Here is a 26508-nt window from a genome sequence, read left to right on the forward strand (position 1 = left end):
GTCAGTTCGTGTTTCAGTATGTTTTCTGGAATGCCGCATTGTATTTCATTATGGTTATTCCTGCTCATGGAGCAGAGAGATTAAGGGGAGAAAATGACATGAAATCTTTATCCGTGTTTTTCAAGGATGTGGGATCGGCCGTGAGAAACCCGAAGGTGTTGATCCCTGTTATTGCAATTATGTTTATACCGATCCTGTATAGTGGCATCTATCTTGCGGCCTATTGGGACCCGTATGGTCATGTGGATGAGATGCCGGTTGCTGTTGTCAATCTGGATAAAGGCGCTGAGCTGGAGGGCAAATCCCTCCATGTGGGTAGTGATCTAGTGGATGAACTGAAGAAAAATGCCGATTTCAAATGGGACTTTGTCAGTGCGAGTCAAGCCAAAGAAGGCATGAGTAATGACAAATATTATATGCAAATTACGATTCCGGAGAACTTCTCATCCCAAGCAACAACATTGCTCGATGACAAGCCGGAGCCGGCTGATCTGATCTATGAACCGAATGGCAATTACAGCTTTGTCGGTGCGCAGATCGGTAAGACCGCTATTAAGGACCTGAAAGCAAAAGTTTCCGCCAAAGTAACTGAATCCTATGCAGAGACATTGCTCGACAAGTTCTCCGAAGTATCCGATGGCTTGGCTGAGGCAGGTGATGGGGCTGGTGAACTGAATACCGGCGCAGGCAAACTGGATGATGGTGCTGTTAAGCTCAAGGATAATCTGGCGAAGCTTGCATCAGGAACGCTTGAACTTCAGGAAGGACTTTCTCCATTAAGTGATGGTGTTAACGCGCTGCATACAGGGGCAACCAAGCTTGAAAGTGGAACATCGAATCTTGTATCCGGTCTGCAACAGCTTCAGGCAGCTGCTTCGAGCCAGCTTCAGAGCGGAGCAGATCAGTTGAAGGATGGCAGCGCCAAGTTGGAAACCGGACTCCAGTCTTCACTGGATGGCACAAGTAAGTTGCAGGCTGGCCTGAAATCGTCAGAACAGGGCAGTGCGAAGCTGTCGGATGGTCTGCAAAGTGCCGTTCAGGGCAGCGGTACACTGGCAACAGGCCTACAATCGGCAGTAGATGGCAGTTCCAAGGTTGCTGATGGTGCACAGGGTGTAGCCGCCGGATTGAAACAGCTTGCTGCATCAAATCCGGAACTGGCCGAAAATGCAGATGTACAGAAACTGCTTGCGGCAAGTGAAGCTGTTGCTGATGGCAGTGCACAACTGCATGAGAGCGAGCAGAAGTTGGCGCAGGGTGCAGATCAGCTGCATCAGGGTAACCAGCAACTGGCTGCGGGTGCAGCCGAGCTTCATGGAGGTCAGGAGCAACTTCTGGCTGGTGCGAACCAGTTAGTGGATGGTCAGCAACAATTGCTGGCTGGTGCCGGGCAGCTTAGTCAAGGAGGAGCACAGCTCTCCGATGGCCTGAAGCAGTTCAGCGGCAAGTTGGGTGATGCTGCAAGTGGCGGTACATTGCTTGCAGATGGTGCCAAGCAGCTGGGCTCAGGGACAACAGCTTTGCAAACGGGTGTAGGTAAACTAAGTGGTGGCGTTAATTCACTAACCGATGGTTCGAAGCAATTGGGTGATGGCGCGGGCAAACTGGCTGACGGTCTTACCGAGCTAAAAGATGGCTCAAGTGAACTGGCAACCAAGCTGAATGACGCCGCTCAGAAAACATCCGAAGTTAAGAAAACGGATGATGTAGTGAACATGTTCGCTGAACCGGTGAACTCCTCGGAGAACACAGCAGAGAACGTGAGCAATTATGGTACAGGATTGACACCGTTCTTCCTGTCGATCGGTTTGTTTGTGGGATCGTTGATTTCCACGATTGTATTGAAAATGCGGGAAACGTCCGTACCTGGTGCAACAGGCTGGAATCGTTTTGTCAGCCGGACATTGGTATTTGGGTCCGTGAGCATTTTCCAATCGGTTATTGTGGCAAGTTTCATGTTATATGGTCTTGGACTGGAGACACACAGCGTAGGGCTGTTCTACCTGTTTACCATTATTACGGGGCTGACCTTCATGTTGATTGTTCAAGCACTTGTAACCTGGCTGGATCTGCCTGGACGTTATGTTGTCATTCTGCTGCTGGTCTTCCAGCTTGCGGCTAGTGCAGGAACCTTCCCGGTAGAACTGATTCCATCATGGCTTCAGGCATTTAGCCCTTGGTTGCCAATGACACACAGCATTATGGGCTTCAAAGCCGTGGTATCGAGTGGTAATCTGGATGTGATGTGGCATCAGGCAGGTATTCTTAGCATCTATGCAGGGGTATCCATTCTGCTGACGCTTGCTTACTTCCTCTGGAATGGCAGACGTCCGAAAAAAGAAGTCGAACAGGCTGATTCTGGTCAAGTTGTGACGGCATAAGTCGAACCTGATCTTCAGCAGGGACATATTTTTGAGAAAAACTTTATTTTCTTGTAGTGAAATTATGCAATATAGTAGTCAAATAGTGCAAATAGTCTGTGACCCCAAAAAGGGGTTGCAGGCTATTTTGTATACAAATGCATAGAGAAGTAAAGTTTCGCTGGCTTAAGCAGTGAAAATTTGGTGGAATTATGGATAAACGTAGGCTGCACATGGAACGATTTTCTTCTGTCAGCAATTTAATTCAGTTGTACTCTGGCTTAAAAAGTGTATAATTATTCGAAAAAGAGATGAATTTAAACGTCACTACTGTAAAGCTGTACTGCAAAACATTTCTTATCAGAGGTATTAAAAAGTTTAAATTGCGCTGATGTTAGGTCGGTGTTAAAATAATAGAACTATATCAAAAAAACGTCGCTCCATTTCAGTAGCCGTGCCAGCGGCTGCGTGTTGATTTATACAGGCTGTTTGCCGGATCGTCCGGATCAGCTCATCTCATTACAATGGCTTCTGCCCAATAGCAGGCATTATTTTTGACAGTCTCATGCTGTCACCTCTTCTATCTAGCAGGCTCTATCGCAAGCGAAAGGCCAGCTCCTCCCGTTTCATTGTTGCCTGTTGCCTATGTTCTTGATCTTTCCGAAATACTTCATTATAGAAAGGTTGCGTTCCATGAGACACATCGGATTACCTCCAAAACAGGGTCTGTATGACCCACAGTTCGAAAAAGACGCATGCGGAATGGGTTTTGTTGCCAACATCAAAGGAGTACCTTCACACGATATCGTTAGTCAGGCACTGACCATGCTCAGTAACATGGAGCACCGTGGAGGACAGGGAAGTGAGCCGAATTCCGGTGACGGAGCAGGTATCCTGATTCAGATTCCACATCGCTTTTTTGCAGAGGAAGCGAAACGCCTTGGTTTTGCATTGCCTGAACAGGGATTCTATGGCGTAGGTATGTTGTTCCTTTCCCAAGACCCTGCCATTCGCAGTGCGCATGAAGAGAGCCTCAAGAAGATTATTGAAGAAGAAGGTCAGACGTTCCTGGGTTTCCGGGATGTTCCTACTTTTGATGAAATGCTTGGCCGTTCTGCGCTTGCAGCGAAACCTTATGTACGTCAGGTGTTTATTGGAAGATCCGCAGATGTGAAGGATGAGCTTGGATTCGAGCGTAAGTTGTATGTTATTCGCAGACGCGCTGAGCTGGCTATTCGTTATTCGGCAGATGAAGCAGAAGGTGGTTCGTTCTACCTTCCGAGCATGTCTTGTCGCAAAATTGTATATAAAGGCATGCTGACAACTGAACAAGTTGGCGGGTTCTATCTGGATCTGCAGGAAGAACTCGTGGAATCGGCCATTGGACTTGTGCATTCCCGTTTCAGTACTAACACCTTCCCAAGCTGGGAACGTGCCCACCCGTATCGCTTCATGATCCACAACGGTGAGATCAACACGATGCGTGGTAACGTGAACTGGATGCATGCTAGACAGTCCTTGTTTGAGAGCGAGTTGTTTGGTAACGACATCGCGAAAGTAAAACCGGTTATCAATCCGGACGGTTCGGATACAGCCATGTTTGATAACACGCTGGAGTTCCTGTATCTGAGTGGTCGTTCCCTGCCACACGTGGCGATGATGATGGTTCCTGAACCTTGGAGCACAGATGAGGGCATGGACCCTGCCAAAAAAGCATTTTATGAATATCACAGCACGATGATGGAGCCTTGGGATGGACCAGCAGCAATGGCCTTCACAGATGGTTTGCAAATTGGTGCAACACTTGACCGTAATGGATTGCGTCCAGCTCGCTATTATGTAACCAAGGATGACCGTATTATCCTGTCCTCCGAAGTTGGGGTACTTGATATCGCGCCGGAAGAGATCCTGTACAAAGATCGTCTGCGTCCAGGTCGGATGTTGCTTGTGGATACACAAGAAGGCCGCATCATCGCGGATGAGGAAGTAAAAGCAATCATTGCAGCCGAGAATCCGTATCAGGATTGGCTTGATGAGCATTTAATGGATCTGAGCGAGTTGCCGGAAGCACCGGAACTTCCTGATCCAAAACATGATAACGTGACCCAGCTTCAGCTGGCATATGGTTATACATTTGAAGAACTGCGTAAAATCCTGGAGCCCATGGCAACAACAGGTATGGAAGCTACGGGTTCGATGGGTTATGATGCACCGCTGGCTGTGCTGTCGGATCGTCCGCAGCGTCTGTACAACTACTTTAAACAGATGTTCGCCCAGGTAACCAACCCGCCAATCGATGCAATCCGTGAAGAGATTGTAACGTCTACGGCAACAACCATTGGTCCTGAGCGCAACTTGCTGAACCCTGAACCGGAGAGTTGTCGCCAGATCCGTCTGGATACACCGGTATTGTCCAATGAAGACTTTGCGAAGATTCGCCATGTGCGTCGCCCAGGGTTCCGCTCCATGACGATTCCAATCTTCTTCACCGCTGCGGAAGGAGCAGAAGGACTTCGCAAAGCGATGGATTTGCTCTTCGAAGCTGCAGACCGTGTCATCGATAAAGGTCATAACATTCTGATTCTGTCTGACCGCGGTGTGGACGCAGAGAATGCTGCCATTCCTGCATTGCTTGCTGTAGCAGGTCTGCATCACCATCTGATTCGCCAGGGAACCAGAACCAAAGTCAGCATTATGCTTGAATCGGCAGAACCGCGTGATATTCACCACTACGCGTTGCTGCTGGGTTACGGTGTAAGTGCGGTGAACCCTTATCTGGCCTTTGAAACGCTGGATGACATGATTCAGCAAGGGTTGCTGCGTGGCATCTCGCATGAGAAAGCAGTGAAAAACTACATTAAAGCAGCTACCAAAGGCGTTACTAAAGTGTTGTCCAAAATGGGGATTTCTACGATTCAATCGTATCGTGGAGCTCAAATCTTCGAAGCGGTAGGTCTGAAATCAGACTTCGTTGACCGTTACTTTACCTGGACACCTTCCCGTATCGGTGGAATTGGGTTGGAAGAAGTGGCAGCCGAAGCGTTGACACATCATAACCGTGCCTTTACGGAAAAAGACGGTAACGATAAAGTATTGGATTCCGGTGGGGATTATCAATGGCGTAACGACGGAGAAGAGCATCTGTTCAATCCGCAAACCATTCATACCCTGCAACATGCAGTACGCACCGGGGATTACAAGCTGTATAAAAAATATTCCAAACTTGTACAAGGTGAGAATGATCAATTGTTGACCATTCGCTCCATGCTGAAACTGAAACCGGTGGGAGCTTCCATTCCACTCGAAGAAGTTGAATCCGTAGAAGATATCATGCGTCGTTTCAAAACAGGTGCAATGTCCTTTGGTTCGATCAGTAAAGAGGCGCATGAGGATCTTGCCATTGCTATGAACCGTGTTGGAGGTAAATCCAATACCGGTGAAGGTGGAGAAGATCCGGCTCGCTTCATTAAAGATAGCAACGGGGATTCCCGCCGCAGTGCGATTAAACAGGTAGCATCCGGACGTTTTGGTGTTACATCCAACTACTTGGTTAATGCCGACGAGATTCAGATTAAAATGGCTCAGGGAGCTAAACCAGGTGAAGGCGGACAGCTGCCAGGACGTAAAGTGTATCCTTGGGTTGCTGAAGTCCGTGGTTCAACACCAGGTGTAGGTCTGATCTCGCCACCACCGCATCACGATATCTACTCGATCGAGGATCTGGCAGAGTTGATCTATGACTTGAAAAATGCCAATCCGCGTGCTGAGATTAACGTGAAGCTTGTATCGGAAGTGGGCGTGGGTACCATTGCAGCTGGTGTAGCCAAAGGTCGTGCCGATATTATCCTTGTCAGCGGTTATGACGGTGGTACAGGTGCATCACCGCAAGGTTCGATTCGCCACGCAGGTATGCCTTGGGAACTAGGTCTTGCAGAGACACATCAAACGTTGATGCTGAACAATCTGCGTGACCGTGTTGTCCTCGAAACAGACGGCAAAATGCTTAACGGCCGTGACTTGGCGATTGCAGCCTTGCTTGGAGCAGAAGAGTATGGTTTCTCTACAGCACCGCTCGTTGCACTTGGCTGTATCATGATGCGTGTCTGTCAAATGGATACCTGTCCGGTTGGTGTAGCAACACAGAATCCGGAATTGCGTAAAAATTATATGGGTGATCCGGCTCATGTGGTTAACTTCATGCGATTTGTTGCTGAAGATGTGCGTGAGATCATGGCTGATCTTGGTTTCCGTACGATTCAGGAGATGGTCGGACGTACAGATTGCCTCGAAACGGTAGAAGCCGTAGATCACTGGAAGAAAAAAGGTGTGGATCTGTCTGTATTGCTGCACGTGCCTGAAATGCCGGAAGGCTCTGCACGTTATCGCACACAGCATCAGAATCACCAATTGGAAGAAACGCTGGATATGCAACAATTGCTGCCACTGGCACAGTCTGCAATTGAATCCGGTCAACCGGTTGAAGCGGTACTTCCAATTACAAATGTTAACCGTGCAGTAGGTACTATTTTGGGTAGTGAGATCACACGCAAATATGGACTCGCAGGATTGCCGGAAGATACGGTTAAATTCAAATTTGTCGGCTCTGCCGGACAAAGCTTTGGGGCCTTTGTACCTAAAGGTATGACCTTGACCGTTGAAGGGGATTCCAATGACTACGTAGGTAAAGGACTGTCCGGAGGTAAACTGATCGTGATGCCTTCTCCGAAAGCAACGTTTGAGGCGGAAGATAACATCATTATCGGTAACACGGCTCTCTACGGAGCAACAAGCGGCGAAGCGTATATCCGTGGTATTGCGGGTGAGCGATTTGCTGTACGTAACTCGGGCGCCAAAGTAGTCGTTGAAGGTGTAGGCGACCATGGTTGTGAGTATATGACAGGTGGACGTGTCGTTGTATTGGGTGATACAGGTCGTAACTTTGCAGCAGGGATGTCCGGAGGTATTGCCTATGTGTATGATCCGGAAGGCACATTCCTGAAACGTTGTAATCTGGAAATGGTTCTTTTGGAGCGTATCGAAGATGTGGCCGAAAGTGCAGATCTGCGAGGCATGATTCAACGTCATGTTGCCAACACAGGAAGTGCTGTCGGTCAGCGCGTTCTGGATAACTGGCAAGATGCGCTGAATCAGTTCGTTCGGGTTATTCCGAAGGACTTCAAGCGGATGACAGAACAGATCGAACGGATTCAGGCAACAGGTCTGACAGGAGAAGCGGCGCTGCTTGCAGCGTTTGAAGCGAATATGCGTGAACTTGCACGTGCTGGAGGTTAATAACTTCCTTGTTCTAAGGTGTAAGTGCATGAACAGGTTGTATTAAGAATAATAGGAGCAATATGGTTGCCATTCCGGCACCATATTGCTCCTATTTTGCTTTCGACAAAATTAGAACCCCATCAAAAAACGTTATCGTCATGAGACGACAACATCGAGGAACTTTCTCAAGTATAATAAGGCTAGTTTTGGAGGGCAGGGAAAGTATAAAGATAAGAGAGGTTAGCGGAATGAATATGAAGCATCCAAACAGGGACGATCGTAGGCCGACAGGTAAACAAGTCGAAGCAACCCAGATGGACATCATGAAGGTTTTACTGCAATGCGGAATCGACCCGGAGCGTTGGAACCATTTCGTATCCTCCGTCAACAACAAGCGTCCTTGACACAATAGACAAGCATGGAATGGAAGGGAATTAAAACACAAAAAAAGCCCAGAAGCCAGAGAGGTTATCTCTCGGGAACTGGGTCCTCTTTTCGGGTTTAGTCCATGCTGCGTTCCATTCGGACAAATGCAATAAAACGACGTGCCTCTTCTTCTGTTAAGGACTTCCCATCAATCATCAGATCGAAGCGTTCCAACACTTCCTTATCCGATAACTCCAAGGTATCAACGAATTCGCGTACGTCCTCATCCATCACGACATCGCTTTGCTTTGTACGTCCTATAAGATAATCAATAGACACCTCAAAGATGTCAGCAAGTCTCGTTAACACTTCGAAATCCGGTTTGCGACGGTTCTTCTCGTAGTGGGAGAGAGCAGCTCTGGTAATATGAATGGAGCTCGCAAGTTCTTCTTGAGTAAGTCCCCGCTGTTCCCGTAATTCAGCAATGCGATTTCCGTAGCTCATAAGCTATTTCCCCCTGAACGACATCAAATATATATTGAAACAATCCTGAGCCAAGTGTTTGATCAGGGCAGCTTTCCTGCAAAAGAGTAACTCCGCATGTGTTTCCTTTAACCCATTCCCATTTGTAAATAGGTCTGTCTAAGGACATCTCAAATTGTCGTAAATCAAAAGAACCATGTCCAAATACCGCTTGACATGATACGTATTGTATCGTAAATTGGACGTATGGAGTTACAAAATGTATCATTTGGAATATTTTAAGTATCTCCTTGTTGCCTGGACCATATACCTGTGAGAAGGAAGTGGAGGCAGTCCAGTTGGCTAATCCATTCTAAAGGAATGAAACCATGTATTCAATAATTCAGGAATGGGCTGATATGAAATTAAATGTCCATATGTACATTCAGGAGTTTCATGGGAAAATGGTAGACCGCAAAAGACGCCCTGTTCTGTTACTTGGAATGGACACTCAAGCAATCACCTTCCTGAGCGACCTGAACTTGCCGGTATCATCAGAAATGCTCATTGGTTTGGATGTTGAAGATCAACATGTATGTGTACGACTTCACGCAAGGTTGCAATGGAAACAGCCCTTCGGTGAGCTCACAATGTATCATTCGAACTTGCATATTCAGCACGAACAGAAACTATATATAACTGGACAGTTAAACACAATGCTTACTGAAGTTCAGTTTCCCGCGGTTTCCCGTTTTCAGTATGAAAAGGCAACAGAACAAAAGGCTCTGCAGGAACCCTATCATTACATTGATTTCACCATATAATTCCAAGTCGATTCTTAACATTTTCTGAACAAAACATGTACTTAACGCCATTTTACTATATTTCATAGCGTTATGCATTAGTTCTTTAACACCAAAAGCATTTGCGCAATGAATAAAGGGGCGAGGGGGCTCATACTATTTCAGGAAGTTTGGATATGGTTGAAATGCACTGCCACATATTATCCGGCCTAGATGATGGTCCTGTTCGAATGGAGCAGTCCATTGCAATGGCTGAGAAGGCGGCAGCCTCAGGAATTACCTCCATTATTGCTACTCCGCATCACCTGAACGGGCAATACAACAATGAACCGATGGTGGTTAATCAGGCCGTGAACCTGCTTCACGCAGAACTTCGCAATCGCAACATTCGCCTGGAGATCCGTCCCGGACAGGAGATCAGGGTGCATGACAACCTGATTGGAGACTTATATGCAGGAAAGTGCTGCACACTCGCCGGAAGTCGTTACATGTTGTTGGAACTTCCCTTTGGTCATATTCCCTCACAGTTCCCCAGGATACTGCATGAATTACGAATAGCGGGAATTACCCCTATTATTGCTCATCCGGAACGCAATCGTGTCATTTTGAAGAAGCCAAAGTTGTTGGCTGATTACTTGAGTCAAGGCGGACTATGTCAGCTCACAGCTCAATCTTTCACTGGGCTTTTCGGACGGAAAGTTCGGCAGTGGTGTTTTCATTTTTGCAAAGAAAACGGGTTTCATTTCATTTCATCAGATGCACATGACATACAAATTCGTTCATTTGCTATGAATTCAGCTTATGAGCAGCTTGAGCGCCGATTTGGGATTGACGTGGTCCAAGGATTGAAAAATAATGCTTGGTCGTTATGGAACAACCAATGTATAGATATAGATCATGGAAAACCGCTGGTCCTAAAGCGTAGGTTGTTGTTCTGGTAAACAGTCGGATAAAAAGAACGATCATCACAATTGCTTAATTGAATAGGAGGAACACAGGGTGGAACTGAAAGGATATATGCAAATTTTACGCAAACGAATTTGGATCATCGTCGCATTTGTTGCTGTTGCTTGTATTGGGGCAGGTATCAAAAACTATTTTTTCACCATACCAATTTATGAAGCGAACGCCAAATTGATTGTCAATCAGGCATATAACGCAGAAGGTATCCCCAGTCTAGATATTGGCTCAATACAAACTAACATTAAAGTTATCAACTCGTATATGGAAATCATTAAATCATCAGCAATCCTCGATAAAGTAGCTGCTACTTACCCCGATCTTGGAATGAATGGCAACCAATTGGCACAAAACATCCGGGTATCCACCGCGAATGAATCCCAAGTTATGAGTCTAACCGCTATCGGTTTATCTTCTGAAAAAGCGGCTAAAACGGTTAACGCCGTCGCCAAAGTGTTTGAATCCCAAGTCCCCGTAATTATGAAAGTTGATAATGTAACCATTCTGAGTGAGGCCAACCCTACGGAATTATCGAAACCCATTAATGTAAATCCAATCGTTAATATCCTAATCAGTTTTCTAGTTGGACTTCTACTGGCAATAGGTTTTGTATTCCTCTTGGAATACTTGGATGACACATTGAAAACGGAAGATGAATTGGAAAAAGAACTAGGTATTCCGGCACTCGCTGTAATATCCAAAATAAAGAAAGAAGAAGCTCGCAGCTCTAAACAGACAACATCTCAAAAACAGGTAGGTGATGGCCAGTATGCCACGATTAACCAATGATAAAGGGAGCCTAGTTACAATGGCTAACCCCAAGTCCAGTTCATCTGAAGCTTATCGGAAGTTGAGAACCAACATACAATTTTCATCCATTGATAGTCAGATTCAAACGATTATGATTGCTTCTGCTTTGTCCGGTGAGGGAAAAACAACAACGATAGGAAATCTGGCAGTTACCTACGCACAGGAAGGGAAAAAGGTCCTACTTATGGATACTGATCTACGTAAACCTGCTGTGCACCGCATGTTTAATGTACCCAACCATGTAGGGCTGACCAGTGTATTGTCTAGTCAATATAAAGTTACGGAAGTTTTGAGAGAAACGGATGTAGAAGGATTGCATGTCCTCTCTTCTGGCCCGATTCCTCCTAATCCCTCCGAGATGCTAGGTTCTCGTAAAATGACAGCTCTGCTTGAGAATCTGAAGGAAGAATATGATGTCATTCTGTTTGATACTCCACCTGTTCTGGCAGTGACGGACGCTTTAATCATCAGTTCATTGTGCGATGGCGTAATTCTTATAGTAAGTGCTGGCAAGGTGAAGAAGGATTTGGTCAAAAAGGCAAAGGCACATCTTGAACATGTAAATGCACGGATACTCGGAGCTGTATTAAATAATGTACAGGTGCCAAAAAGTCGGAATAACGACTATATCGAGAATGCATAAGAGATGCACGTTTTAAAACAAAAATAGCATCATCAAGGTCATGTCTACTACACCTTTATCAAGGTAGGCACTCGGTCACACTGTGGGTAGTGTACCTTAGACGTGTATCGTCAAGGGTGTGACGTGAGGTTGGGTTGAATGCCCCTTTATGAAATTGAAAGTAAGAATTGCATCAATTTATTTCAAGGTTTCGTGAATTTAAGTGGTTCAACTCATACTTTTAAACCATAAAAAATAATAAGGATAGGGTGGTATTTATGACTAAAGTGAGGAAAGCAATCATTCCTGCAGCTGGTTTGGGGACCCGATTTTTACCCGCTACAAAGGCAATGCCTAAAGAGATGCTCCCTATCGTGGATAAACCGACCATTCAATACATCGTTGAAGAAGCCGTTGCTTCCGGTATTGAGGACATCATTATTGTAACAGGCAAAGGTAAACGTGCAATTGAGGATCATTTCGACAGTGCGTTTGAGCTGGAGCAAAATCTACTGGGAAAAGGAAAGCTGAGTTTGCTGGAAGAAGTTCGGAGATCCTCTAACGTTGATATTCACTACATAAGGCAGAAGGAAGCGCTTGGACTAGGGCATGCGGTCTGGTGTGCCCGGAATTTTATCGGCAATGAGCCGTTTGCCGTGTTGCTTGGCGATGACATTGTAGTCTCCGAAGTGCCGTGCACAAAGCAGTTGATTCAGCAATATGAGAAAGTCAACCAGTCAGTGCTCGGTGTGAAAACGGTTAGCCCAAGTGAAACTTACCGTTATGGAATTATTGATCCGTTGCATACCGAGGGCCGCCTTTCTTCTGTAAATAGTATGGTAGAGAAGCCTCCATTAGGCTTCGCTCCGTCCAACTTGGCAATCATGGGTCGATACATTTTAACGCCTAAAGTTTTTGAATATCTGGAAGAGCAAAATGTTGGTGCTGGTGGTGAAATTCAACTTACGGATGCTCTGCAAATGCTTAACCGAGATGAGGGGATTTCTGCGTATGATTTTGAAGGTTCACGGTTTGATGTGGGTGAAAAACTGGGGTACATCCTCACTACGCTAGATTTTGCACTGAAAAATAGTGAGCTGCGTGCGCCAATCTTAATGGCGATCGAAGAGATTTTGATGAAGGAAAAATTGAACCAAGTGCTTATTGCAGGAGGGGATGGTCTGTGAATCTTTCTGGACCAGAGTACTACGGAAGCGGTGGAGAAGCGATAGCCAAAGAAATTAATGGAAAACCGCTTGAGCAGCCGTACTCACAACGCGTTGGCGGGTATGCTGATGTTATGAAGCCGTTCATCGATTTCTTTGTAACTGCTTTGCTGTTGCTGCTCACATCACCAATCATGCTTGTAATAGCGGTGATGATCAAGCTTGACTCCAAAGGACCCATTATATTCAAACAGGAGCGTTACGGGAAAAACGGAATTAAGTTTAATATCTATAAATTTAGAACGATGCGAACGGACGCACCGAAGTATGGGTTATCCCCAACGACAAGTAACGATCCCAGAATTACACGTCTGGGTCGGCTGCTTCGCAAAACGAGTCTGGATGAGCTACCGCAATTGCTTAACATTATCAAGGGGGATATGAGCTTCGTAGGTCCCAGACCTGAAATGAAACGCATCGTAGAAGAAAGTTACACGGATTTGGAGCGCAGACGTTTTCTGGTAAAGCCAGGTATTACCGGATTGTGGCAGGTAAGTGATGCTCGCAAGGAGCCCATTCATCACAATCTGCAATATGATTTCCACTATATCTCAAATGTCTCACTGCAGTTAGACATTAAAATTATCATCAGAACCGCCTTGGTTATGATTAAAAGCAATACATTTTGACTGATGGAGCGTGAAAGTATTGAAACATATTGTAGTGACGGGCGCAGCCGGCTTCTTGGGCTCACACCTAGTCAAATCATTAATTCACCAAGGTCACCAAGTTACAGGTATTGATAACCTTTCAACAGGATTGTCCAGTAATTTGCAAGAGGTGGCAAATAGCCCCCTCTTTTATTTTCAAGAAGCTGATGTGGCTCTGCCCGATTCACTAGATTTTCTGGTGGATCAACCTGTGGATGAGGTATACCATCTTGCCTCGCCTGCTTCACCCAAATTCTATCAAGCGGATTCGATCGGTACCATATGGGTGAACACCAAGGGAACCTATCATTTGCTTGAGCTCGCTCGAACCAAGGGAGCGAAGTTTCTATATTCAAGTACGAGTGAAGCTTATGGAGATCCTGAAGTGCATCCACAGCCTGAGAGCTATCATGGTAATGTGAACACATGGGGGCCAAGAGCCTGTTACGATGAGGCCAAACGTTTGGGAGAAGTTTTTTGTTATGAATACTACACGAAACACAGAGTTTCCGTTAAAGTCGCGCGCATATTTAATACGTACTCATCCGGACTTAGGAATGATGATGGCCGTGTCATTTCTAATTTTGTGACCCAGGCACTTACGGGTCAGGACATAACCGTTTATGGGGATGGCTCGCAAACCCGTTCATTCTGTTATGTGGATGACAATATCCGTGGTTTGCAAAAACTGATGGAGACAGAAGAGGCAAATGGAGAGATTATTAATATCGGTAACCCGATGGAGTACACTGTCCTTGAAGTGGCGTATTTGGTGAAAAAGTTGGCCCAATCCAACAGCGAGTTGGTGTTCCTACCTTTGCCTCAGGATGATCCTAAAGTCCGTCGTCCTGTAATTGAAAAGGCACGGAAAGTGCTCGGCTGGGAGCCTGAAATTTCATTGGAAGTCGGATTGAAGTTAACGATTGAGAATGTTCGTGCCACGCTACAGGAAACCCCATGAAGCTGATCAAAGTGAGATGAGATAAGTGCATAAAATATTAATTGCCCACAGTTTGTATCCACCGCATGTCATTGGCGGGGCCGAAATATCCACACAGATTCTTGCCCAGACCCTGGATTCCAGTTATGACGTAAAGGTCATTACAGTAGGCGGACACAAGGAAGGTGAAGTGCGGACAGATACCGTTAACGGTATCGAAATTCTGAGATTACCGTTTAACAATCGTTACTGGATTGGTGATTCTGCGAGGCAAGTATCTGCCTCTGATAAAGTGTTATGGCGAGTTCAGGATATATTCAATATTAGACAGTACCGGCATATTAAACGATATCTCGCGCTGACACGTCCAGCTGTGATTCATACTCAGAATATTCCTGGTCTCAGTCTGGCGATCTGGAAAGCAGCGTTTGAACTGGAGATTCCGGTTGTACATACACTTCGGGATTTCTCACTGATAGAGCCCATTCAAATATCAGCGTATTCCAGATTCTACAGACAAATTTCTAAGAGATACAGCCGTATGATCTCATCGGTGATTGGCATATCCGAACATATCCTCAGGACGCATACAGCGATGGGGTTCTTCGAACACGCATCCAAACATGTGATTCATAATATTGTAGAGAATAATAATAATATTCAGAAATTGTATGCCAAAAAAAGTGTTCGTCATGATCAGCCGCTGAGCATTGGATATTTTGGACAATTAACTGAAGTAAAGGGTGTTCACTATTTAATTGATGCAGTAAAAAAACTGGATCAGAAGGTTGCAGGAAAGTTGTTCATTCACGGGGATGGTCCAATGCTGCATCAGTTGCGGGAACTGGCTGAATCAGAACCGCGTATCATTTTTATGGGCAAACTGGATAAATCGCAAATCGCCCGGAAGATGACAGAGATGGATCTGACCATCGTGCCTTCCACATGGGATGAACCTTTTGGCAGGGTGGTCATTGAATCGTATCAGGTAGGCACACCCGTCTATGCCTCAAAAGTTGGAGGGATGCCAGAAATCCTGCTGGATGCTGGGAGATTTTCATTCGCTGCCCATAGTGCAGATGCAATTAAGAATGCAATTCTCGACTATTATGGGCTGTCTGAATTGGAAAAAATCAACTTGAAGCTTCAGTGTTCTGCACATAGCCGATCCTTTAATGAAGATTACCTTTTCAAGGAACATACAAATATCTACGAGAAGCTAATCAGGTGTGGAGGTTAACATATACATGACTTCTTTGAATGCCAGATCCCATCCGTTTGTCCAGGTGAGATCGGAATCTCCGTCCTCACTGTTTACAGTATCCATGCATTTTTTGCTAATCTATCTATCAATCTACGGTTTGATTTCCATTTATGTGGATAATATTGTGATTCGTTCGTTGAAAGACGTAGGAATAGTGATTATTTCCATTTTCGCACTTACTAGAGTATATCGTCATCAGGTTGTCTTCTTAAATCCGCTCCTGCTTATATTGGGATCAATTGTTGTTCTTGGAGCATTAAACGTATTGCTAGGTTCCAGCGTAGTTACATTGATCTATGGAATCAAAATTACGTTTTTGCCTCTTGTGATGTTATTTACAGGTATGCTTATGGCTCAATATGGTGGAATCTACGCATTTGCCAGAACCAACCTGATCATTCTTATGATGCTAATTGCAGGGTGGTTAATTCAATACTCTCTGGGCATAGAAAAGTTAATCGCGATGGGATTTGTATACGGAGTGAATATCAAAAACTATCTTGAGGGTGTACCACGGTTGTCTTCTATTACCTATTCACCTGATGGCTATGCATATGCTCTGCTTATAACAGGTATAATTGCGGAACGAACCCGAGCGGCAGTGAACCATCGGAGTTTTCGATTGTGCATCCAACTGTTGACAATCAGCTTCTTACTGTTGTCGACCATTCGATCAGCACTATTACTATGGTTTGTATATCAAGTGGTTATGTTCTTTCTTCATATTCGCAAATATAGCAAAAAAAACACACTGATACTGGCTGTTACGTTCATGTTGCTCCCAGCAGCTATATTTTTTGGGGGCAGAATGCTGCAATCTAATAATCTTCTTTCTACTTCTTCCTTACTGAGTCGATTGCAGACATGGGGGAGCAGTCTCACTTCACCGTTCACGATGAATGGAATGATTGGCAATGGGATTGGTTCGGTAGGTGCTGCAAGTCGGAGAACGCATATGATGGGTTTGAACTCCAGTAATTTTGCGGTAGACAATCAGTACTTTTCCTTGTACGAACAGACTGGTTTAATCGGAATCTTATATTTTGTTGTTTTATTTATGTGGATTATTGTCTCGCTTGTTAAGAGAATGAATAAATTACCTGCCTCGAATTCTTTGCGTCTGCCTCAGGTAGCACTCGCTCTTGGAGCAGGAGTGGCAGTGGCAAGTTTAACAACGAATGTACTTGAGCTGTTTCCTGCTAATGTGTTCTTCTGGATGGTCATTGGAATGGCACTTTATCAGTATCGCGAAGCAGACGATATACCTTACAAAGCGGGTGAGCGTAGATGAAAGTTTTGCACATAGGAGAATACGTTGTTGGTGGGGTAGCGACATACTTAAACGAACTCGTTGCGTACCAGCGTCATATTTTTGATGTTTATTTGCTGATGAGCGACTATAATTCGGCTTCTGATTTTGATTTGGATTCAGATCACATCTTCCGTTACAAGTATAAGCGACACCCCAAAAACTTTTTTTCAGCCATGAAACAGATTAACCAAGCCATACGACGTATTCAACCGGATATTATTCATGTTCACAGCTCATTTGCGGGTATGCTCGCAAGGAGCTTGTTTTTTATTTCCCCCCGAAAAGCTAGCGTATTTTATTGCTCCCATGGATGGTCCTTTCTAATGGATACGAAACCTTTGCATAAAAAGGCTTATTTCATGATCGAGAAAGTGCTAGAGTTCAAAACGGATTTTATCATCAATATTTCGAAGTATGAGCTAGAGCAGTCTGTTCGACTGGGGATGTCTCCTGCCAAATCCAGATTTGTATACAGTGGGCTGCGTGATCGTAAAAATAACCAGCGACTAGACCATTCTCGGCCAGTTATTCGAGACGATCTTGATAAGAAGAGTGCCATTCAGCTCTTATTCGTTGGCAGATATGATCGACAGAAAGGACTGGATATCCTTCTTGATGTACTTGGTAAATATCCCGAACTTCAACAGTTGATCCGGCTATATGTCATCGGTGATAGTGTACTGGAAAAGAATGAGTGGATTTTTCCTGAAAATGTGGTTCGGCTGGGATGGGTGGACAATGCGGAAATTGACTACTATTACGAGCAATGCGATGCGATTATCATGCCATCCAGGTGGGAGGGATTACCCTTGGTAGCCCTGGAAGCTATGAAGAACTGCAAGCCAGTGATTGCAAGCAATCGAGCCTCTTTACCAGAGTTAATTTCACATCGCATAAACGGATACATTTTTGATCTTGACCGACTAGAAGAACTGCGAGAGATTCTAATGAATCTCGATAAAATGACGCTGGCTGCCATGGGAGAAGTTGGTCATGGCATTTACAAGGAGAGGTTTAGCTCTGATCGAATGAATGAAGAGTTCGTTAGTCTCTATTATGAAGCGAGGGATATAGGCGCTACCTTCCAGGGGGGGCAACCGGCTTCACGTCTGGAAATTTCAAAGAGAAATGGAGAATAACATGATTAGAATATACATTAATGGCCGTTTCCTAACTCAGACCGTAACTGGAGTACAGCGTTATGCTATTGAGCTTATAAAGGAAATAGACAAACTCATTGAATTGGGAGAGGTGGATGGCACTAGTTATGAGTTTTGTCTGCTTTCTCCTGATAATGTTATCACTAAGCTCGAATTAAAGCATATCCGTCACCAGGTGGTCGGCAGATTTAAGGGACATGTGTGGGAACAGCTTGAACTTCCGCTCTACGTGAGAAAAGGATTGCTGATTAACCTGTGTAATACAGGTCCGGCTTTTAAACGAAATCAGGTCGTGACGATCCACGATGCATCCGTATTTAGTTATCCGAAGGCATTTTCCTTTGCTTTTCGTTCATGGTACCAGTTTTTGACGGTTAGGTTGGGGAAGATATCCAAAAAAGTGATCACGGTATCCAACTTCTCCAAAGGAGAACTGATCCAACACTGTAAAATTGCTGCGCAAAAGGTAACCGTCACTCACTTGGGTATTGATCATATTCATCATAGGAAGGCTGCTCAAGGGACGCTAGAGAAATACGGGATACAATCACCATATGTCCTGGCTGTCAGCACAATGAATCCATATAAGAACTTCAAGCTGATTTTAGAGATTTTGCCTGAGGTGAAGGCCCAAAATTTGAGCGTAGTCATTGTTGGATCGAAAAACAGCAAGGTATTCAGCAATCATGCATTAAACGAATCGGATGGCATAAATTGGGTGGGTTATGTGACGGACGAAGAGTTAAAAGCATTATATGAACATGCTGCTGGTTTCATTTTTCCGTCGTTGTATGAAGGATTTGGCTTGCCACCGTTGGAGGCGATGGCGCTCGGCTGTCCAGTGATAGTATCCTCTCGAGGGTCCATTCCGGAAGTATGTGGAGAAGCTGGGCTTTACTTTGATCCTCATCACCCGCAGGAAGCAGCTTCACGCCTCGTCGAGATAATGTCTAATCCGGAGCTTAGCCAAAAGTTGTCCATTCAGGGCAAAGAGCATTCGGCCTTTTTTTCCTGGAACAAATGCGCCAAGGATACGATCAACATTATCATGAGTACGGTGTAAGAAGGATTTATGCGGTCTTTCAAGGGAGATAAAACCTATGAATAAAGTATTTGTTGCTATTGATTTCCCGCCCGAAAAAGGAGGGATTCATGATTATGCCTACGGGCTTATATCACAGATTCCGGCAGAAGAGACCACGGTTCTAACGAATAAAATAAGGGATGTTGCAGAGTCCGAACAATTTGACCGGAAGGCCGATTTCGAGATTATCCGGAAGCGAATCTTTTGGAATTCTAATAAGCTATTGCTCATCCTATCGCAGCTTATTCTGGTCTTCCAGCTTATTATTCTGAATTGGCGCAAAAAGACGGACGAGATACATTTTGTCAACATATTTCCGGTAGGTATTGCGGGTCCGTTTATGAAAACTATTTTCGGAGTGAAATATTTCCCTTATGTTCATGGCCTGGATGTGATGGGAATGGTGAACAGCAAGTTGTTCCCACTCCTGTTGTTCATTTTGAGGCGTTCTGACAAGGTGATTGCGAATAGTCAGTATACGAAGTCAAAGTTGGTGGAGCTGGGCATTCCAGAGCTGCAAATTGTCATTATTCCACCAGGATTAAACGTAAGCAAATTAAACAGTGATTCTGGACTCCATGAAGATATCCGCGATAAGTATGATTTGGACGGAAAAAAAGTGATGATAACCGTCTCTCGTCTGGTGGAGCGAAAGGGACATGATGTCACTCTCAAAGCCATTAGTCATGTGATCGCACGGATTCCTAATCTGAAATATCTAATATGTGGAGATGGACCATATAAAGGGCAGTTGGAACAACTGGTTAGTGAGTACGGGTTGGATTCTGTAGTTGTTTTCACAGGAGGGATCACTGACCATGAGCTGCATCAGATATATGAATGTTCTGATCTGTTTATCATGCCCAGCCGTGATATTAAGGAAAAAGGTGATGTTGAAGGTTTCGGAATTGTATTCCTCGAAGCCAACTACTACAGATTGCCTGTGATTGCGGGGAATAGTGGTGGGATTCCTGATGCGGTAAAGGACAAAATAACTGGTTATCTCGTAGATCCTATGGATGAGAAGGAAATCGCCAATCGTATCGAAGAATTGATTACGGATGAGGGACTGGCCAGGACGATGGGGAATAATGGATATGAGTGGGTTATCAATCATTGTCTGTGGTCGCATCGTGGTCAGCTGTTGAAGCAATTAGCCTGAACCAATAAAACTGTATATTTGGGGTGAGATAATGAGGGCTTCAGTATCCATTTGTACACACAACAGAGCAATAGACACGATGCAGGCTGTTGAAAGTGTTTTGAATGGGGACACAGGTAGTATTGATTACGAGATTCTGGTTATTGATAATAATTCAACAGATAACACGAAAGAATTATTCGACTCTTTTAACATGCCAGAGCATGTTCGTTATATTTTCGAGCCACAATTAGGATTGTCCTATGCAAGAAATAGAGCAATAAAGGAAGCGAAAGGTGAATTTATTTTATTCTTGGATGATGACGCATTAGCATGTTCAACTTGGATTAAAGAAGTCGTTAAAATATTTGAAATAGATTCCAGGATTGGATGTGTCGGTGGAAAAATAGTTCCGATTTGGGAGGGTGGAAAGCCTGAATGGATACCACATGATATCGTCAGTTTGTACACGTTGATGGACTTTTCCGACGAGATTGTTGAAATGCAGGCACCCTATATTCCTTTTGGAGCTAACGTAGCATTCAGGATGAGTATTTTTCAGCAGATTAAACCGTTTAGAGAAGATTTAGGACGTGTAGGTAGTAATTTAATGTCGAGTGAAGAAAGCGAACTAATCGGTCGGGTTCGTTTAGAATATAAAGTTTTTTACAGTCCATATGCTATTGTAGAACATAAAATAGCAAAAAGTAGGCTAACTAAACGTTGGTTACTGCGAAGAGTTTATTGGCAAGGCATTAGTGATGCAACACGTTATAAGAAGAGTGGGTGGGGAATATTCAAGCATACTGTAAGGATTGTTCAAGCGGCGTTATTAATATTAATCTCATTTAATAATGTCCAAAAGGTAATGAGTGAAATGGCAAAGATATCTTATCGTAACGGAACGATTGTCGGATCTTTCCGGAATGGCAGAGGACTGAACACCTGATGAATATGGCCATTGCCAAAAATCCAAGACATCGCAGTATGGTACAGACCATTCTCATGACCAGTTTTGCCAATATTCTTATTATGGCTGTGACAACCCTCACCTCGATTATTACTGCCCGAATGTTCGGCGCAACGGGGAAAGGGGAACTTGCTGCTGTACTGTTCTGGCCTGCCTTTATATCTGGTCTAGCTGCACTTGGCCTGCCAACCTCATTAATTTACAATGTAAAAAAGAACAGCAATCAATTGCCAACCTACATCAGCATGAGTTTTGCGGTTCAGATTCCCATTAGCGTCATAGCTGGAATGGTAAGTTGGTTTGGCATCTCTTCCTGGCTGACCGGATATTCGGAATCGGTCATTTCCATTGCGCGCTGGTATACGGTATCCATGGTTCCTGTCATGCTGTTTATGGGAGTGCTTGCAGCCGCCGCGCAAGGAACAGATAAATTTCATATTTATAATCTATCGAGGCTGTTTGCTCCCTTATTTAATCTTTTAGGTCTGGTATTGCTGTGGGTAACAGGGATATTGACGGTGGAAAGAGCTATAGTTGTTAGTTTTGCAGCCAACATTCTTGTATTGATTTGTTACATGTATGCCATGCGTCAGCAAATATTCAGTTCTATAAGCAAACTGGCCGGTCAATTCAGAACTTGTATTCACCTGTTCAGCTATGGCATTCGAGTATACGGTGTTGAGTTGCTTGGTACCTTGTATAACCAGTTCGATAAAATCATTATTTTGGCTTTGCTTACCCCCAAAGATTTTGGGCTGTATTCGGTTGTTTTTGCCCTCTCCCGAATGTTTAACGTAGTTCAGACTGCGATCACGAATGTAATCTTTCCGAAGGTTGCAGGCATGGAGCAGCAGAAAGTGCTGACCCTTGTAGGCAGAGCCTTCCGAATCAGTATGATTCTTATGACGATCATCATCATACCTAGTATGCTGATTGGTCGTTTTTTTATTGGATTATTATTTGGACCGGAATTTCTGGAGGCCAGCGGCGTGTTTTATTTGTTGTCTCTTGAATGCATTGTTGGCGGAGGATCATGGATCTTGGCATCTGCTTTTAACGCGCTAGGAAGACCGGGTGTAATCGTACTTCGACAAATTGTAGCATTGGCGGTGACCATTACTTTATTTTTTGTGCTCACTCCACTACTGGGCCTATACGGAATAGGGCTTGCCTTGTTGTTGGGTTCCTTTGTTCGCATATTGATGTCACTGGCATCGGTATCCATTATTTTTAAAATGCCTATGCATAAGATGCTGTACAACAAGGAAGATATTACGTTCTTAAAGGAAAGATTGAGAGAGAAAAATTTACTCAAAGGAGCCGGAAAAGATGTCAAACATGCAAAGGATTCATCCCATGGATGAGTTGAAAAAACGGCTTGAATCCATACTGGAGGTCATACCTCCCAATTCCAAAATTTATTATATTGATTACCCTGTCCATAGCAATTGTGGCGATCTTCTTATTATGAAAGGAACAGAGACTTTTTTTAAAGACCACCGTATTCACGTCACCCATAGATATAGTGTTTATGATTTTAATTATCAGGTTGAAATACCACTAGATCAAATCATTGTACTCCATGGTGGCGGGAATTTTGGAGACTTATACGAAGCACATCAAAAATTGAGGGAAAATATTGTTCAGCATTATCCGAATCATAGAATTGTGATTCTTCCTCAGACGATATTTTATAAGGATCAGTCTGCTCTCCAAAGAACCGCCCCTATTTTTAATCAACATCGAGATCTCCATATATATGTTCGGGATGAAATATCGTTTCAAATTGCTTCCGAGAATTTCCCGAACTGTGAGGTGGCTTTAATTCCTGATATGGCACATCAATTATGGCCAATTGAATTGAAACGTTCCCCGCGTAAAGAAAAGTTGAATTTCTTTAGAACAGATATTGAAAAAACCTCTCAACAATCTTTGATTTCAACAGAGCAGCAAGGAGATTACTTGGATTGGCCAACATTATACAACAGATATGAAAAGAAAATTATCTATTTAATCAGCAAAGGACTAAAGAAGCGAACGTTAAGAGTCATTTCACAAGTCATATGGATGAAATATAGTGATTATCTGGTAAACAAGGCTATTCGTTGTTTCGCTGACTATCGCATGATTCATTCTTCCAGATTACATGGGCACATCCTATCCTGCCTTATGGCAAAGCCCAATGTGCTGATTGATAACTCCTATGGAAAGAACTCTGGTTATTATCGGATATGGACTCATGAAGTTAAAACGGCAAACATGGATTATTCCTCAAAAGTAAGCTCTCCACCTGCCCCTAAGTATATGGAAACAACCGCAACGGTATAAAAAATCGGGACTCAATGTGTGAAAATATAGAGAGTGGAGTGATAACCATGAGAATAGTTCTTCTCTCCGGTGGATCAGGCAAGAGGTTATGGCCCTTATCCAACGATACGAGATCGAAGCAATTCCTGAAAGTACTGGAGGGGCCGGAAGGGCAGACTGAATCCATGGTGCAACGGGTATGGAGGCAGCTGCAGCATACGGGACTAAGCGAGCAGGCCACGATTGCAACGAGCAAGCCACAGGTGGAGATTTTACGAAGTCAACTGGGCAATGAGGTTGATCTTGTCGTTGAGCCGGAACGCAGAGATACCTTTCCCGCAATCGCATTGGCAGCTGTTTATCTGTACTCGGTACAGGGTGTAAGTCTGAACGAAACGGTAACTGTACTTCCCGTTGATCCATATGTGGAGGAATCCTTTTTTTATAAAGTTACAGAGCTTGAAGGTGTATTGGATGAGTCTGGTGCGGAGCTCGCATTAATCGGGGTAAAACCCACTTATCCTTCAGAGAAATATGGTTATATTATTCCTGATCAACAGGAAGCCAAAAAACACAATCATTACGCCAAAGTATCACGTTTTCAAGAAAAACCCTGTGAAGCTGAAGCGGCAGAGATGATCGAACAATCTGCCCTTTGGAATTGCGGGGTTTTTGCGTTCAAGCTGAATTATCTGATTAATTTGCTGATCTCCCTTGAGCTACCAATCCAGTATGAGGAGATGCTTAAACAATATGGGAGATTACAGAAAATCAGCTTTGACTATCAGGTTGTGGAGAAAGCCAGTCACATTGTGGTTACACCTTATGAGGGATATTGGAAAGATCTTGGTACATGGAACACGCTGACGGATGAGATGAGCACCAATATTGTGGGCAGAGGTGTAATGACGAACAGTTCGGTGAACACACATCTGATCAATGAATTGAACATCCCGGTGTGTGTGTTGGGAGTATCCAATCTAATCGTTGCTACAAGTCCGGATGGAATTCTGGTCAGTGAGAAAGAGGCAAGTCCACAGATTAAAGAGGTTCTTAAGGACAGCAATCAACGCCCCATGTATGAAGAACGCCGGTGGGGTTGTTACAAGGTGCTTGATTATACACGTAATGCCAAAGGAGAAGAGGTATTAACCAAACGAATTATTATTGGTGCGGACAAGAATTTTTCTTATCAATACCATCTCAAACGAAATGAAGTATGGACAGTCGTTTCGGGACAAGGCGAATTGATTCTTGATGGGGAGCTGAGGCTGCTTAATCAGGGGGATATCATTTCAATTCCGGCAGGCGGCAAACACAGTGTAAAAGCCGTGACAGAACTCGAAATCATTGAAGTACAGATGGGCAGTGAGCTGGTGGAAGAAGATATCGTTCGAATTGAGATGGAATGGACAGATATTATCCAAAATTGCGTGAATTGGGGGAAAACAAGATGAATATTGCGGTGATTGGAACAGGGTACGTAGGTCTTGTATCGGGAGTATGCTTTTCGGAAATTGGCAATCAGGTTATCTGTGTGGACAACAATGAGGCCAAAGTAGAGATGCTCAATGAGGGTAACGTTCCCATCTATGAGCCTGGACTCAAAGAGCTGATGTCCTCCAACATGCAAGCGGGAAAACTGTCGTTCACTTCCAATATCGCTGAGGCCATTAACCAGTCAGATATTATCTTTATTGCTGTAGGCACACCTTCGCTTCCCAATGGCGAAGCCAACCTGAGCTATGTAGAACAAGTGGCTGTTGAGATTGGAAGCCACATTGAGAGCTATAAAATTATTGTAACCAAGAGCACAGTACCTGTAGGTACCAATGATCGTGTTCGTGAGCTCATTAGAAGTATTTCTTCCAAACCTTTTGATGTAGCATCTGTACCCGAGTTTCTCCGGGAAGGATCGGCGGTCAAAGATACATTGAACCCTGACCGTATAGTCATCGGAACAAACAGTGATCGGGCAATTCAAACACTAAAAAAACTTCATCGTCCATTAACGGAAAACTTGGTCATTACGGACATTCGATCAGCCGAAATGATTAAATATGCATCCAATGCATTTTTGGCAACCAAAATATCATTTATTAATGAAATCTCGAATATATGTGAAAAAGTAGGAGCCGATGTTACACGAGTCGCCGAAGGTATGGGTTACGACAAGCGTATTGGATCTTCATTTTTAAAAGCGGGTATTGGCTACGGAGGATCTTGCTTTCCCAAAGACACACAGGCATTAATTCAGATCGCAGGTATGGTGGATTATGATTTCCGACTATTAAAATCCGTTGTCCAAGTAAATCAGGATCAACGCTTCCATGTCATTCACAAACTGGAAGAGGCACTGGGGTCCCTGACAGGAAAAACAATTGCAGTCTGGGGACTTGCTTTTAAACCGGATACGGATGACGTGCGAGATGCTCCAGCGATTGATATCATTCAACATCTAAGCAATGCAGGAGCGGTAATAAAGGCTTATGATCCCATCGCAACTGCCAATTTCCGTAAAGAGGTAGATGTAGCCTCCATCTCGTGGGAAGAGAACCCACTCCATGCTGCTGAAGGAGCAGATGCCCTGTGTGTGTTGACCGAGTGGAAGGAATTTGCTCATATTGATTTGGCAGAGTTGGCCGAAGTCATGAAGGATCCCATTATGATTGACGGTCGTAATTTATATAGTGCTGAACAGATTCAAGCGTCTAATCTTCAATATTATTCTGTAGGTCGTCCGGGTTTGAAGAAGCTTGAGGGGAAAGCGGCAGCGATCATTTAATCATCCAGCTAT

Annotated in this window: 20 protein-coding genes; 19 read left to right on the forward strand and 1 reads right to left on the reverse strand. The window is 44.2% G+C overall.

What is annotated here, in order from left to right:
* Positions 1–98: 98 nt before the first annotated feature.
* Both MHB43_RS06715 and gltB read left to right on the forward strand, forming a co-directional pair.
* On the forward strand, positions 99–2381 hold the full coding sequence (locus tag MHB43_RS06715; protein ID WP_339182677.1) for a YhgE/Pip domain-containing protein: 2283 nt from the start codon (positions 99–101) through the stop codon (positions 2379–2381).
* A 672-nt stretch (positions 2382–3053) separates the two neighbouring features.
* Positions 3054–7652, forward strand: coding sequence for a glutamate synthase large subunit (gene gltB / locus MHB43_RS06720; RefSeq protein WP_339182679.1), 4599 nt, complete (start codon positions 3054–3056; stop codon positions 7650–7652).
* 483 nt (positions 7653–8135) lie between these two features.
* Here gltB and MHB43_RS06725 read toward each other — a convergent pair whose 3' ends face one another.
* Positions 8136–8504: a helix-turn-helix domain-containing protein gene (locus MHB43_RS06725; RefSeq protein ID WP_017690127.1), complete on the reverse strand. Its 369-nt coding sequence runs from the start codon at positions 8502–8504 to the stop codon at positions 8136–8138.
* 377 nt (positions 8505–8881) lie between these two features.
* On the opposite strand from MHB43_RS06725, the gene MHB43_RS06730 reads away from it, so the two are divergent.
* The 17 genes from MHB43_RS06730 to MHB43_RS06810 all read left to right on the forward strand — a co-directional run bounded on the left by MHB43_RS06730 (position 8882) and on the right by MHB43_RS06810 (position 26496).
* On the forward strand, positions 8882–9286 hold the full coding sequence (locus MHB43_RS06730) for a hypothetical protein (RefSeq protein WP_127551237.1): 405 nt from the start codon (positions 8882–8884) through the stop codon (positions 9284–9286).
* A 155-nt stretch (positions 9287–9441) separates the two neighbouring features.
* Positions 9442–10206 carry a tyrosine-protein phosphatase gene (locus MHB43_RS06735; protein WP_405131583.1) on the forward strand — a complete coding sequence of 255 codons (765 nt, stop codon included), beginning with the start codon at positions 9442–9444 and terminating at the stop codon, positions 10204–10206.
* A gap of 58 nt (positions 10207–10264) precedes the next feature.
* Positions 10265–11014, forward strand: coding sequence for a YveK family protein (locus MHB43_RS06740; protein ID WP_405131584.1), 750 nt, complete (start codon positions 10265–10267; stop codon positions 11012–11014).
* Positions 10995–11678: a CpsD/CapB family tyrosine-protein kinase gene (locus tag MHB43_RS06745; protein ID WP_405131585.1), complete on the forward strand. Its 684-nt coding sequence runs from the start codon at positions 10995–10997 to the stop codon at positions 11676–11678. The genes MHB43_RS06740 and MHB43_RS06745 overlap by 20 nt, the downstream gene beginning before the upstream one ends.
* Positions 11679–11935: 257 nt before the next feature.
* A complete protein-coding gene (gene galU, locus MHB43_RS06750; RefSeq protein ID WP_405131586.1) occupies positions 11936–12844 on the forward strand; it encodes a UTP--glucose-1-phosphate uridylyltransferase GalU in 909 nt (302 codons plus the stop codon).
* Positions 12841–13512 (forward strand): sugar transferase, encoded by a 672-nt coding sequence (locus MHB43_RS06755; protein WP_405131587.1) that lies wholly within the window; start codon positions 12841–12843, stop codon positions 13510–13512. Before galU ends, MHB43_RS06755 begins: the two co-directional genes overlap by 4 nt.
* Before the next feature lie 19 nt (positions 13513–13531).
* Positions 13532–14494, forward strand: coding sequence for an NAD-dependent epimerase/dehydratase family protein (locus MHB43_RS06760; protein ID WP_405131588.1), 963 nt, complete (start codon positions 13532–13534; stop codon positions 14492–14494).
* A 25-nt stretch (positions 14495–14519) separates the two neighbouring features.
* Positions 14520–15713, forward strand: a complete 1194-nt coding sequence (locus MHB43_RS06765) for a glycosyltransferase family 4 protein (protein WP_405131589.1) — start codon at positions 14520–14522, stop codon at positions 15711–15713.
* 7 nt (positions 15714–15720) lie between these two features.
* Positions 15721–17028: a hypothetical protein gene (locus MHB43_RS06770; RefSeq protein WP_405131590.1), complete on the forward strand. Its 1308-nt coding sequence runs from the start codon at positions 15721–15723 to the stop codon at positions 17026–17028.
* Positions 17025–18188 carry a glycosyltransferase gene (locus MHB43_RS06775; RefSeq protein WP_405131591.1) on the forward strand — a complete coding sequence of 388 codons (1164 nt, stop codon included), beginning with the start codon at positions 17025–17027 and terminating at the stop codon, positions 18186–18188. Before MHB43_RS06770 ends, MHB43_RS06775 begins: the two co-directional genes overlap by 4 nt.
* Position 18189: 1 nt before the next feature.
* The gene (locus tag MHB43_RS06780) at positions 18190–19272 is read left to right on the forward strand and encodes a glycosyltransferase family 4 protein (protein ID WP_405131592.1); all 1083 of its coding nucleotides are present in this window, start codon (positions 18190–18192) and stop codon (positions 19270–19272) included.
* Positions 19273–19309: 37 nt separating this feature from the next.
* Positions 19310–20455 carry a glycosyltransferase family 4 protein gene (locus MHB43_RS06785; protein ID WP_405131593.1) on the forward strand — a complete coding sequence of 382 codons (1146 nt, stop codon included), beginning with the start codon at positions 19310–19312 and terminating at the stop codon, positions 20453–20455.
* A gap of 31 nt (positions 20456–20486) precedes the next feature.
* Positions 20487–21383, forward strand: coding sequence for a glycosyltransferase (locus MHB43_RS06790; RefSeq protein WP_405131594.1), 897 nt, complete (start codon positions 20487–20489; stop codon positions 21381–21383).
* Entirely contained in the window at positions 21383–22768 is a 1386-nt protein-coding gene (locus tag MHB43_RS06795; RefSeq protein ID WP_405131595.1) for a lipopolysaccharide biosynthesis protein, read from the forward strand. The genes MHB43_RS06790 and MHB43_RS06795 overlap by 1 nt, the downstream gene beginning before the upstream one ends.
* Complete coding sequence (locus MHB43_RS06800; protein WP_405131596.1) at positions 22734–23732, forward strand: polysaccharide pyruvyl transferase family protein; 999 nt, start codon at positions 22734–22736, stop codon at positions 23730–23732. Before MHB43_RS06795 ends, MHB43_RS06800 begins: the two co-directional genes overlap by 35 nt.
* 47 nt (positions 23733–23779) lie before the next feature.
* Entirely contained in the window at positions 23780–25168 is a 1389-nt protein-coding gene (locus MHB43_RS06805; RefSeq protein ID WP_405131597.1) for a sugar phosphate nucleotidyltransferase, read from the forward strand.
* A complete protein-coding gene (locus MHB43_RS06810) occupies positions 25165–26496 on the forward strand; it encodes a UDP-glucose dehydrogenase family protein (protein WP_405131598.1) in 1332 nt (443 codons plus the stop codon). The genes MHB43_RS06805 and MHB43_RS06810 overlap by 4 nt, the downstream gene beginning before the upstream one ends.
* Positions 26497–26508: the final 12 nt, after the last annotated feature.

This window comes from Paenibacillus sp. FSL H8-0317 (genome assembly GCF_045040685.1).
Lineage (GTDB): Bacteria > Bacillota > Bacilli > Paenibacillales > Paenibacillaceae > Paenibacillus.